Source organism: Mesorhizobium sp. M0037 (genome assembly GCF_040323635.1).
Classification (GTDB): domain Bacteria; phylum Pseudomonadota; class Alphaproteobacteria; order Rhizobiales; family Rhizobiaceae; genus Mesorhizobium.
Map to the genome: position 1 here is coordinate 184459 of NZ_JAMYVB010000001.1, position 11978 is coordinate 196436.

General features: G+C 62.9%; 10 protein-coding genes. 6 read left to right on the forward strand and 4 right to left on the reverse strand.

Translation table 11 applies throughout. The features are described from left to right. Positions 1 to 107: 107 nt before the first annotated feature. Positions 108 to 1010, reverse strand: coding sequence for a LysR substrate-binding domain-containing protein (locus NKJ78_RS00935; protein ID WP_023682936.1), 903 nt, complete (start codon positions 1008 to 1010; stop codon positions 108 to 110). Positions 1011 to 1099: 89 nt separating this feature from the next. Between NKJ78_RS00935 and NKJ78_RS00940 the strand changes: the two genes are divergently transcribed. The 4 genes from NKJ78_RS00940 to NKJ78_RS00955 all read left to right on the forward strand — a co-directional run bounded on the left by NKJ78_RS00940 (position 1100) and on the right by NKJ78_RS00955 (position 5551). Further along, positions 1100 to 2650, forward strand: a complete 1551-nt coding sequence (locus NKJ78_RS00940; protein WP_023753734.1) for a trimethylamine methyltransferase family protein — start codon at positions 1100 to 1102, stop codon at positions 2648 to 2650. Positions 2651 to 2711: 61 nt separating this feature from the next. Then, on the forward strand, positions 2712 to 4361 hold the full coding sequence (locus NKJ78_RS00945) for an ABC transporter substrate-binding protein (RefSeq protein WP_023682934.1): 1650 nt from the start codon (positions 2712 to 2714) through the stop codon (positions 4359 to 4361). Between the two features lie 94 nt (positions 4362 to 4455). Further along, positions 4456 to 4935 carry a DUF3828 domain-containing protein gene (locus tag NKJ78_RS00950; RefSeq protein ID WP_023739252.1) on the forward strand — a complete coding sequence of 160 codons (480 nt, stop codon included), beginning with the start codon at positions 4456 to 4458 and terminating at the stop codon, positions 4933 to 4935. 4 nt (positions 4936 to 4939) lie between these two features. Further along, entirely contained in the window at positions 4940 to 5551 is a 612-nt protein-coding gene (locus tag NKJ78_RS00955) for a hypothetical protein (protein ID WP_023739253.1), read from the forward strand. A gap of 218 nt (positions 5552 to 5769) precedes the next feature. On the opposite strand, the gene queF is transcribed toward NKJ78_RS00955, so the two are convergent. Beyond that, positions 5770 to 6231: a preQ(1) synthase gene (queF, locus tag NKJ78_RS00960; protein WP_023682931.1), complete on the reverse strand. Its 462-nt coding sequence runs from the start codon at positions 6229 to 6231 to the stop codon at positions 5770 to 5772. 140 nt (positions 6232 to 6371) lie between these two features. Between queF and NKJ78_RS00965 the strand changes: the two genes are divergently transcribed. After that, entirely contained in the window at positions 6372 to 8417 is a 2046-nt protein-coding gene (locus tag NKJ78_RS00965; RefSeq protein WP_352460552.1) for an oxidoreductase, read from the forward strand. 218 nt (positions 8418 to 8635) lie between these two features. Here the strand turns inward: NKJ78_RS00965 and NKJ78_RS00970 are convergent, their stop codons facing one another. Then, complete coding sequence (locus tag NKJ78_RS00970) at positions 8636 to 9043, reverse strand: hypothetical protein (protein WP_352460542.1); 408 nt, start codon at positions 9041 to 9043, stop codon at positions 8636 to 8638. A gap of 192 nt (positions 9044 to 9235) precedes the next feature. On the opposite strand from NKJ78_RS00970, the gene NKJ78_RS00975 reads away from it, so the two are divergent. Further along, complete coding sequence (locus NKJ78_RS00975; protein WP_023672921.1) at positions 9236 to 9640, forward strand: MarR family winged helix-turn-helix transcriptional regulator; 405 nt, start codon at positions 9236 to 9238, stop codon at positions 9638 to 9640. Between the two features lie 21 nt (positions 9641 to 9661). On the opposite strand, the gene NKJ78_RS00980 is transcribed toward NKJ78_RS00975, so the two are convergent. Next, positions 9662 to 11728: a putative bifunctional diguanylate cyclase/phosphodiesterase gene (locus NKJ78_RS00980; protein WP_023724848.1), complete on the reverse strand. Its 2067-nt coding sequence runs from the start codon at positions 11726 to 11728 to the stop codon at positions 9662 to 9664. Positions 11729 to 11978 lie beyond the last annotated feature (250 nt).

Consider the following 11978-nt stretch of genomic DNA (forward strand, 5'->3'; position numbering starts at 1 on the left):
TGACGCGCCATATGAACTGCCAATCTCCCCCCTTGCGGGGGAGATGTCCGGCAGGACAGAGGGGGGTGTGAAGGAACTCCGCGATAGTGACTACGCTGCAACCGATTTCAAGCCTGCGCCGCCAGCCAGTCCCTGACTTTCCGCGCATTCTCGCTCAGTTCACGGTTCTTAGGCCAAACCACGTAGAACGCCTTGCCGGTTCTCAGCACATGGTCGGTCACCGGCACCAGCAGCCCCGAAGCCAGGAGCCGTTCGGCCAGATGCCGCCAGCCGAGCGCGATGCCCTGGCCCTCCATGACGCCCTGGATCACGAGGCCGTAATCGTTGATGCGCAGGCCGCGCGCGGTGTTGTCGAGGCTGCCGCCCGCCGACTGGAACCATTCGTCCCAGCTAGCCGCCTCGCGGTAGGGCTCCTCGAGGTGGATCAGGCGATGCGTCGCCAGCTCCGCGACGCTCCTTGGCATGCCGAATTTCGCGAGATAGCTGGCGCCTACGACTGGAAAAATCTCCTCGTCGGCCAGCGGCAGCGAATGATAGTCGGCCCAGTCGCGCGGCTCGCCGCCGCGCACGGCGAGCGGGATGCCCTCGGCGATGATGTCGAGATCGCGGTCGGCGGTCTGGATGCGCAAGTCGATGCCCGGCAGTTCGTCGCGGAACTGCTGCAGCCGCGGCATCATCCAGAACGAGCCGAAGGCGGTCGACGCCGCCAGCGTGACATGACCGCCGGTCGCCTGCAGGCGCAGATCCTCCGCCGATTTGCGGATATGCGACAGGCCGAGTGAGACGTCGGCATGGAAGCGTTCGCCCGCTTCTGTCAGGACGACCTGGCGGTGGCGGCGCTGGAACAGCTGGGCGCCAAGCTGTTCCTCCAACCCGCGCACCGCATAGGAGACGGCGGCCTGCGTCATGCCGAGCTCGCGCCCGGCAGCGGTGAAGCTCGACAGCCGGCCCGCCGCCTCGAAGACGATCAGGCTGCCGGCCGAGGGCAGGAGGTGGCGCAGGCTTCGCATAAGCTGAGCTTATACAAGAGATCAGGATTTTCCAGCATCACATCCATATTTCCTCTCGCTAACTTGGTTGGACGGAATGAGGAGGCTCCATGAACGCACCGGCCACTGAACTGACCGAGCAAACCCACCGCCGCGGCGGCGGTCGCCTCGGACGCAAGGCGCTGAGGAGCGCCCCCGTCACCTCGTTCCCAACGCTGGTCCGCGAGATCCCCACCTACCAGATGGTCCCGGACGAGGCGGTGGAACTGATCCACCAGGAGTCACTCGCCATCCTCGAAGAGGTCGGTTGCGAGTTCCGCGACGACGAGGCGATCGCCATGTGGAAGGCGGCGGGCGCCGACGTGTCCGAGACACGCGTCCGCATCGACCGCGGCCTGCTGATGGAACTGGTCGCGAAGGTTCCGTCCGAATTCACCCTCAATGCGCGTAATCCCGAGCGCACCGTGCGCGTCGGCGGCAAGAACTCCATCTTCGCGCCGATGTATGGCGCGCCTTACGTGCGCGACCTCGACAACAACCGGCGTTATGGCACGCTTGAAGACCTCAACAATTTTCACAAGCTCGCCTACATGGCCCCGGCGCTGCATTCGTCGAGTTCGATCATCTGCGAGCCGATGGAGATCGCGGTGCCGAAACGGCATCTCCACATCATCCATTCGGCGCTGAAGCATTCCGACAAGCCGTTCATGGGCATCGTTACTTCCAAAGACCGCGCCGAAGACACGATGGCGATGGCGGGCATCGTCTTTGGCGAAGATTTCGTTCGCGACAATCCGGTGCTGGTGTCGATTACCAACTGCAACTCGCCGCTGGTGTGGGACGCCACCATGCTGGACGCGATGAAGGTCTATGCCCGCAGCAATCAGCCGCTGATCCTGGCGCCCTTTGCGCTGTGCGGCGCATCGACTTCGGCCTCGGCCGTCGGCGCGGTGGCGCAGGTCAATGCCGAAGCATTGGCCGGGGTCGCTTTCACCCAACTGCTGCGCCCGGGTTCGCCCCAGATCTACGGCCAGTTCATGGTGACGGTTGACATGAAGACCGGCGCGCCGATGGGCGGCACGCCGGAGGCTGCGCAGATGATGTATCTGATGGGCGCGTTGGCGCGGAAATACAAACTGCCCTGGCGAACCTCCGGCTTCCATGTCGGCTCCAAGCTCAACGACGCCCAGGCCGGCTATGAATCCAACATGCTGATGCATGCCGCCATCCTCGCCGGCGCCAATTACATCTGGCACTCCGCCGGCTGGCTCGAGGCCGGGCTCACCTGCGGCTATTCGAAATTCGCCACCGACTGCGAGCAGCTTGTCGGCTGGTACAAATATGCCGGCGGCCTGTCGTTCGACGACTTCAAGGAGGCCATGGCGGCGATCCGCGAAGTCGGGCCGCAGGGCCATTTCCTCGGCACCCAGCACACGCTCGATCACTACGAGTCGGCATTCTTCATGCCCACCATCATGGATTTCAACTCCTACGAACAATGGAAGGCTGGAGGGGCGAAGGACCACGACACGCGCGGCCGCGAGAAAGCCCGCAACATGCTGGCCGACTATGAAGAGCCGAAACTCGATGAGGGCATTGCCGAGGGCCTCAGGGACTTTATCGCGCAGCGCGAGGAGAGGCTGCCCGACAGCGTTAGCTAAGAGAACGACGAATGAGTTGATAACGGGCGAAGACCCGATGGGAACCGCAAGGGAGAAAGACATGACACTTTTCAAAAGCAATGGCGATCGCGTGCCAACGGCCATCGAGGCGATGGCGCAAGAGACGCGTGCTGGCCGTATGGACCGGCGCGAGTTTCTTGCATTGGCAAGTGCGTTCGGCGCATCGACGGCGCTGGCCTACGGCATGATCGGCCTTGCCGCGCCGGGACAGGCTTTTGCCGAGGAGCCGAAGAAGGGCGGCACGCTGCACATATCGATGTCGGTCAAGGCCCAAAAAGATCCGCGCACCTATGACTGGGTGGAACTCGCCAACATCTCGCGCTGCTGGCTGGAGCCGCTGGTCCGCTACACCAGGGAATTCACCTTCGAGCCAGTGCTGCTCGAAAGCTGGGACATCAATGACGACGCGACTGAATACACGTTGCATGTGCGCAAGGGCATCACCTGGAACAATGGCGATGCTTTCAACGCCGATGACGTGGTCTTCAATGTTACCCGCTGGTGCGAGAAGAAGGTCGCCGGCAACTCCATGGCCGCTCGCGTCGGCGGGCTGATCGACGAAAAGTCGGGCAAGGCCAGGGAAGGCGCGATCGCCAAGGTCGACGACAATACGGTCAAGCTGACGCTCAGCGCGCCCGACATTTCGCTGATCCCGAACCTCACCGATTATCCCGCGCTCGTAGTCCACCGCAATTTCGACGCCGAAGGCGCCGACCCGGTCAAGAAGCCGATCGGCACGGGCCCGTTCGAACTGGTCTCCTACGATGTCGGCCAGAAGGCGGTGGTCAAGCGTCGTGAAAACGGCAAGTGGTGGGGCGGCGAAGCGCCGCTCGACAGCGTCGAGTTCATCGACTACGGCACCGACTTCAACGCTTCGATCAACGCCTTCGAATCCGGCGAGATAGACCTCAATTTCGAGACGCCGGCCGACTTCATCGACATCCTGGATAAGATGGGGCTGGAGAAGTCCGAGGTTGCGACGGCAACCACGCTGGTTGCCCGCACGAACGTTACCCACAAGCCCTACGACGACCAGCGGGTGCGCAACGCGCTGCAGATGGCGGTCGACAACAATGCGGTGCTGGAACTCGGCTATGCCGGGCGAGGGACGGTCGGTGAAAACCACCATGTCAGCCCTATCCATCCTGAATATTTCGCGCTGCCCAAGAAGACGCGCGACGCGGCCGGCGCCAAGAAACTGATGGCCGACGCTGGGCAGGCCGATTTCGAGCACGAGCTGATCACCGTCGAGGACGATTGGCAGAAGAACACCGGCGACGCGATTGCCGGCCAACTGCGCGACGCCGGCATCAAGGTCAAGCGCACGGTGCTGCCGGGCTCGACCTTCTGGAACGACTGGACGAAATATCCCTATTCGATGACCATCTGGTACATGCGCCCGCTTGGCGTCCAGGTCCTGGCGCTTGGTTATCGCACCGGCGAGGCCTGGAATGAATCGGCCTATTCCAACCCGGACTTCGACGCCAAGCTGAAGCAGGCGCTGTCGCTGATCGATGTGGAGAAGCGGCGTGAGGTGATGAAGGATGTCGAGCAGATCCTGCAGGATTCCGGCGTCATCATTCAACCCTTCTGGCAGAAGCTCTACAGCCACATGAACAAGAAGGTGAAAAACTACGGCGTCCACCAGACCTTCGAGATGGACCTGCAGAACGTCTGGCTGGATGGCTGAGAGGGTGTAAGCCGGGGCTTCATGAGCCGCAAAAAAGCCGATATGCAGGATGTCTGGTATTGCCGCCTTGCCGCCAAACGTCCGGAGATCCCGCATGAAACCGATAGTGCTTGCCGCTGTCTTTTCGATTGTCTTGCCTGCGACGGTGCTGGCCGGGCCGGCTTCCAACGCCGTGAAGTTCTTTTATGTGCCCGAGGTGAAATTCGAGGGAGATGCAAAGTACCGCGACCGCTTCACCGAGCCGGTGACCAAGCTGTTCGATCTCAACGACCAGGCCACGAAGAACAAGCCCGACGAAGTCGCATGCCTCGACTTCGATCCCGGCCTCGACGCGCAGGATTTCGACCAGAAGTCGATTGCCAAGACATTGAAGCTGACCGAAACCGTCAATGGCGATACGGCCGAAGTCACCGCCACCTTCAGCCTTTTTGCGGAAGGCGATGATTCCAAACGCAAAATGCTGTGGTCGCTGAAGAAGATCGACGGCAAATGGAAGGTCGCCGACATCACCTCCAAGACCAGCAGCTGGACGCTGAGCGCGCTGGAATGCATGCCCGACAAAGCGCCGGAGTGATCCCGTGCTCCGGCGTCTTGCCCTGGCGCTGTCGCCCATGTGCGTGCTGGCGGTGGGTATGAGCGCAGCCGCAGCACAAGGCCTGTTGGGCCCGCCGCCAGCCAATGCGCCGGCCGTGGCGGCACCGGCCGGCGCAGCACCGCCCGCAAATCCACCCGGGACAGCGGTGGAACCGGCGACACCGCCGGTTGGGTGGCCGCCGGCCGACGCCGCACGGGCCGCACCCATTCTGCCGGGATCCCCGACGGCGGTGGTGCGGCCATTTTACGATCAGGTGGGACTGGAGCTCGATCCGACCCAGCGCAAAAACTTCGTCGACCCGGCCAAGACCGTACTCGACAAGAGCGACGCGTTGCGCAAATCCGGGCAGGGCGAATGCCTCGACCCCAACATGGCGCTCGACAATGCCGACTATGACAAGGCCGAGATCGACAACAGCCTGAAGACGCTCGAAGCGATCAATGGCGACCAGGCCAAGGTCATTGTCGCCTTCGTCGTCGCCGGCAATCCACATCGCCTTGAATGGAAGTTCAGGAAGGTCGACGGCCACTGGAAGATATCCGATCTGCTTTCGGTGACCGGTGAATGGGCGCTCAGCCAGTACCAGTGCGAATAATGTTGATTGAGGATCAGCGCCTGCGATCCTTCGCGCCCCTCTCTGTCCTGCCGGACATCTCCCCCACGGGTGGGGAGATCAGCAGTTCCAGCGTCTCGCCCGCTTCGCATCATTTGAGATTAGCGAAAGCCTATGTGGCGGCCAATCTCCCCCCGTGTGCGGGAGATGTCCGGCAGGACAGAGGGGGCGCTGTCCCGCTAAAGTTCCGCAAAATAGCTTCAGCCCCTTCCGCGATAGGGGGCAACGCCGGTGTCGGGCAACCAGGCGCCTTCGGGCGGAGCGCCGGTCTGCCAGAAGACATCGATCGGAATGCCGCCGCGCGGATACCAATAGCCGCCTATGCGCAACCACAGCGGCTTCGTTGCCGCCACAATGCGGCGGCCGATCATCACCGTGCAGTCTTCATGGAAAGCGCCATGGTTGCGAAACGAGGTCATGAACAGTTTGAGCGACTTCGATTCCACGAGCGTGGCATCGGGTGCGTAGTCGATGACGATATGAGCGAAATCCGGCTGTCCGGTTACCGGGCAGAGCGAGGTGAATTCCGGGCAGGTGAAGCGCACGATCGCCGGCGGTCCGTCGCCGCGCTGGAACGGCACGGTCTCCAGAACCGCGGTCTCCGGGCTCTGTGGCGTCTCGACGTGGGCGCCGAGCTGGGTGAGGGTTTTGGTATCGATCATCGTGGTTTTCCTGGGGATTTTCCGCGCTCATTAGCACCGGACCGAAAAGTGTGCAGCGATTTTCGAATAAATTCGATGCTTAAGACAAGAACTGGAGCAGCACGCGCTGCTCCGACACAAATTGGAATGGCAGGAAGATGATGACCAGCAACGACCCGCTTCTCCAGCCTTACCAGCTCAAACACCTGACGCTGAAGAACAGGGTGATGTCGACCAGCCACGAGCCGGCCTATTCCGAGGACGGCATGCCGAAACAGCGCTACCGGCTCTACCACGCCGAAAAGGCCAAGGGCGGCATGGCGCTGACCATGACGGCGGGCTCGGCGATCGTCTCGCGCGACAGCCCGGCCGCCTTTGGCAATCTGCATGTCTATGACGACCGCATCGTGCCGTGGCTGGCCGAACTGGCGGACGCCTGCCACGAGCATGACTGCAAGGTGATGATCCAGATCACCCATCTTGGTCGCCGCACCGGCTGGAACAAGGCCGACTGGCTGCCGGTGCTGTCGGCCTCGCCGGTGCGTGAGCCGGCGCACCGCGCGTTCCCGAAAACTATCGAGGACTGGGACATCGAGCGCATCGTCGCCGACTATGCGTCCGCTGCGCAGCGCTGCCAGGCGGCCGGCCTCGACGGCATCGAGTTCGAATCCTACGGCCATCTGATGGACGGCTTCTGGTCGCCGGCCACAAACCATCGCGACGACGGGTTCGGCGGTTCGCTCGACAACCGGCTGCGCTTCACCGACATGGTGCTGGATGCCGTGCGGGCTGCCGTCGGTGAAAAGTTCATCGTCGGCATCCGCATGGTCGCCGATGAGGACTTTGACAAAGGCCTGTCGAAGGCCGAGGGCGTCGAGATCGCGAGACGGCTAGCCAATTCTGGCAAGGTCGATTTCCTGAACATCATCCGCGGCTCGATCGAAAGCGACGCGGCGCTCACCAAGGTTATCCCGGTGACCGGCATGCGCTCTTCGCCGCATCTCGATTTCGCCGGCGAGGTGAGGGCGGCAACGAAGTTCCCGACCTTCCATGCGGCGCGGATTTCCGATGTCGCCACGGCGCGCCACGCCATCGCGACCGGCAAGCTCGATATGGTCGGCATGACCCGCGCCCATATCGCCGACCCGCACATCATCAAGAAGGTCATGGAAGGTCGCGAGCACGAGATCCGGCCTTGCGTCGGCGCCACCTATTGCCTCGATCGTATCTATGAAGGCGGCGAGGCGCTGTGCGTCCACAATGCCGCGACCGGCCGCGAGGCCGAGATTCCGCATATCATCCTGAAGACCGAAGGGCCCAGGCGGAACGTCGTTGTCGTTGGCGCTGGCGCTGGCGGGCTCGAGGCAGCTCGCGTGATGGCCGAACGCGGCCATCATGTCACCGTGCTTGAAGCCTCCGGTCAGGCCGGCGGCCAGGTTCGGCTGGCGACGCAGAACCCGCGCCGCAAGGAGTTGATCGGCATCATCGACTGGCGGCTGGCCGAACTCGACCGGCTCGGCGTCGGGATCCGCTACGACACCTGGGCCGAGCAGGACGAAGTGCTGGCGCTGTCGCCCGACGTGGTGGTGATCGCCACCGGCGGCCTGCCACAGAACCCGCCGCTGACATCAGGCGACAATCTCGTCACGTCGAGTTGGGACATCATGGCCGGCAGCATCAAGCCGGCGGAGAACGTGCTGCTCTTCGACGACAATGGTGGCCACCAGGGCATGGGCGCGGCGGAGCTGATCGCCAATGCAGGGTCAAAACTGGAGCTGGTTTCGCCGGAGCGCTTCTTCGCCCCCGAAATGGGCGGCATGAACCACGTGCCCTATATGCGCGCCTTCCAGGAGAAGGGCGTCACCATCACCATCAACACCAGGCTGCGCTCGGTACGGCGCGAGGGCAACCAACTGGTCGCCGAACTCGCCTCCGACTTTGCCGATGGCTGGCGTGGCGAAAGGCGGGTCGACCAGGTGGTGGTCGAGCACGGCACGGCGCCGCTCGACGATCTCTATCTCCAGCTGAAACCGCTGTCGAAGAATGGTGGCGCGGTCGATTACGAGCGGCTGGTCGGCGGCGGCGATATTTTTCCTTCACGCAACCCCGAAGGCGGCTTCGTGCTGTTGCGCATCGGCGATGCGGTCGCCTCGCGCAACATCCACGCCGCCATCTATGATGGCATCAGGTTCGGCTTGCGGGTTTGAGCCTACAAGCCGGCCTACGGCTTGTTCCAAAGCTCGATCTCACCCTTCCGGCGGGCGCATCTCGATCGATCAAAGTGATGGGTGGCGCGCAGCCAAACCTCTGTGCGGAGAGCCACCTTGCACATTTGTCCGAACTGCGCGCCGCGTACGCCACCAGCCGAGAGCCGGGCGACGCACGATGCGGAATGCTTAAACCGGGCGGCAACGCGCGGCAGGGCTCAAATCATCCTGGCGGTCGCCATGCAAAGCACGGTGAGTACCAGCAGCCAGGCGGCGATGCGCTCGCCGCGTGCCATTTGGCTGCGCAGCGCCGCTTCCCTTGCGGCGTCCGCGCCGGCAAGCTGCCGGCTGGTCTTGCGGACGACGACGCTGAGAACGCCTGCAGCGGCGAAGGCGGCCAGGATGCCCAGCGCCAGCACCATTTCCATCGAGCCGAAATAGGCGCCGTGAAAGAAATACCAGAGCAGGGCGCCGGTCACGAACACCATACCGGCCGAGCCCATTTGCGGTCCAATAAAGCGCTCCGCCCTGATCTCGGGGTCGCGGGCAAGCGTGATGGTGGTGCCGGCCCAGAACACACCGGCCATGACGTGAAGGCCGATAACGACGATGTAGACATATTGCATGACCGCTTCCTCCTTGCCCGCCGCCCGTCCTCGGATCCCTGTCGAATGCGGGATAATACGAACTCGGTAGATCGACACGCATGATAGTTAGGTATCAAATGGTTCGATGTCAATTTATAATGCCGCGTTCCATCGCTCGGCGCCTTGTTCTACTGTCGGCGCATGACTCCCTTTGACCGTCCGCCAATCGGCATGAATCTCGCGCGCACCTCCAAGCTGGTGGCGCAGGCCTTTGACGCCGCTTTGGTCGAGGCCGGCGGCACGCTGCCGGTGTGGCTGACCTTGCTTTCGGTCAAGTCGAGCGAGCTTGCCAACCAGCGCGAACTTGCCGGCATGATCGGCATCCAGGGCGCCACGCTCACCCACCATCTCAACGCCATGGAGGCGCAAGGCTTGCTGACGCGCCGCCGCGATCCGGACAACCGCCGGGTTCATCTGGTCGAGCTGACGCAGGCGGGCGAAACGATGTTCCTGAAGCTGCGGGCGGCGGCTCTCATCTTCGACAAGCGGCTGCGCGCGGGATTGCCGGACGACAGGCTGGCGGAGTTCGCCGAGGTGCTGGCGGCATTGCGGGCGAATGTCGCGCCGGCCAAATGACCGGCACCGGTGGGCAATAGTCTAGGCTAAATTGCCCTGAAGCACCTTCAGCTTGGCTTTCTTCGGGCTGCGCGCCAGCAGCCATTCGCGCGCTTTGTCCTGCGGCATCGGGAATGCGATGGAATAGCCCTGCACCTGATCGCAGCCGATTGCCATCAGCGAATCGAGCTCGGCTTCGGTTTCCGCGCCCTCGGCGACGATCGAAATGCCGAGACCGCGCGCCAGCTCGGTGATGGCGCGCACGATCTTGGTGTTGTCGCCATTCTCGTTGATGTTCTGGACGAAGCGGCGGTCGATCTTCAGCCGGTCGATCTCGTTGGGATTGACGTGGCTGAGCGAGGCATAGCCGGTGCCGAAATCGTCGAGCTCAAGATGGACGCCGGCAGCGCGGATGTGGCGCAGCTTCGCCGCGATGCCCGTCTTCTCGTCGTCGAGAATGACGGATTCGACGATTTCCAGCGACAGTTTCTGCGGCGCCAGGCCCGCCTTTTCCAGCGTCGCGAACAGGAAGCGGTCGAAGTCGGGTTCGCGCAGCTCGGTGCCGGACACGTTGACGGCAAGCCGGCCGAAGGCAATGCCGGCGCGATCCCATTCGGCTGCTTGCTCGATCGCCTTGGTAAAGACGATGCGGCCGATCTCGGGCATGAAGCCGCATTTTTCGGCGACCGGAATGAACTCGCCCGGCGCAATCATGCCGCGCTCGGCATGCTTCCAGCGCACCAGCGCCTCGATGCCGCTGATGGCGCCGTTGCTCAGCGACACCTGCGGCTGGAAATAGACCTGGAAGGCGTTCTCCGAAATGGCGACCTTGATGTCGTGCTCGAGCTGCTTGCGGTAATCGAGTTCGCGCCTGAGTTCCTCGGAGAAGAACGAGAAGCTGCCGCCGCCGAGCTTTTTGGCGGAATAGAGCGCGAGGTCGGCGTGGACGAGCAGATCCTCGGCATTGTCGGCGTCGATGGGATAGACGGCAATGCCGGCGCTGGCCCCTGGAAGGATGGTCGTGCCCTGGAAGGTAATCGGCTCGTTGATCTCCTCCAGGATGCGCCGGGCCAGCATGTTGATGTCCTCGGGGCCGCCGGCGCCATTGAGGATCATCACGAATTCGTCGCCGCCAAGGCGCGCGCAGAGATCCGACGCACGGCAGGAATCGCGCATGCGCTGCGCGGTGACGACCAGCACATAGTCGCCGGCGGCGTGGCCGAGTGTGTCGTTGATCTGCTTGAACCGGTCGAGGTCGAGCTGGATGACCGCCAGCCTCTCGCGCCGGCGATGCGCGCCCTTGATCAGCGTTTCGAAGTGATCGGTCAGGAAGGTGCGGTTGTGCAGGCCGGTCAGCCCGTCATGTACGGCGATGAAGGCCATCGAGTTGCGGGCATCGACAAGCTCATGGGTCTTGCGCAGGATCGCCTTCGACATCGGCCGGAAGATGAAAAGCGCCACCAGCACGATGACGCCGATGGTGGCGTAGAACAAGGTGCGGTGGAGATCGAGGAGCTTTTCCGACCGCTCGTCGGCGAATGCGGCGATGCGTTGGCCGAGCGCGGCATAACCCGACAGCGTCGCATTGGCGACGGAAGCATCGAGATTGACGCGCTCGCCGCCGCCCTTGTAGGCGGCATTGCCGGAGAGCTGGGATTCGAAGGACGAGATCAGCCTTTCGCCATTGGCGACCAGCCCGACCGAGAAATAGTCGAGGTGGAACGGCTTGCCGTAGAGCACGCTCTCGATCGACCTTGGGTCGGACAATGCCGGCGACAGCGGGTCGGCTCCCGTCTGTTTGAGGAGCAGGTCGTAGTTCGTCTCGAACTCGGCGGTCGCCTGTTTCAGCGCGGCAACCAGGGCCGGCTGCTTGTCACGCGCGGCGGAGCCGGTTGCGCTGGTCAAAAAGACGATGCGCTGCGACAGCGCCTTCTGGGTGCTGACGATGTCGAGCAGAGTATGGTTGTGCTGTTGCGCCGCCATCATCTGCTGCAGCAGGATGAAGGAGGCCATCACCATGGCGGCGATGATCAGCAGCGCCAGCCAATAGCCGCTCTTGATCAGCAGGATGAGTTTGCCCGAGACGGTTTGCGCCGGCTGCTGCGACATATTCTAGGTGACCCCTCGGTCGAACTGATTCTGCCACCGATTCGTGGCGAGAAGACCATTGGCTTGAAAGGGTTAACAGGTCTGGAAGCCGGCGGAACTGTTGCTTCGGCAGTAAACGAAAGCTGCCGAGATGGTTATCATGTTCTTTCGCGGCATAGCCGTATTCGCGTGCCTGCTACTCCAGCATGCGGGCCATGCGATCGGGTCGCGCCAGGGTTGAGCCCGCCGTGCCACCGAAACGGTCGCTTTT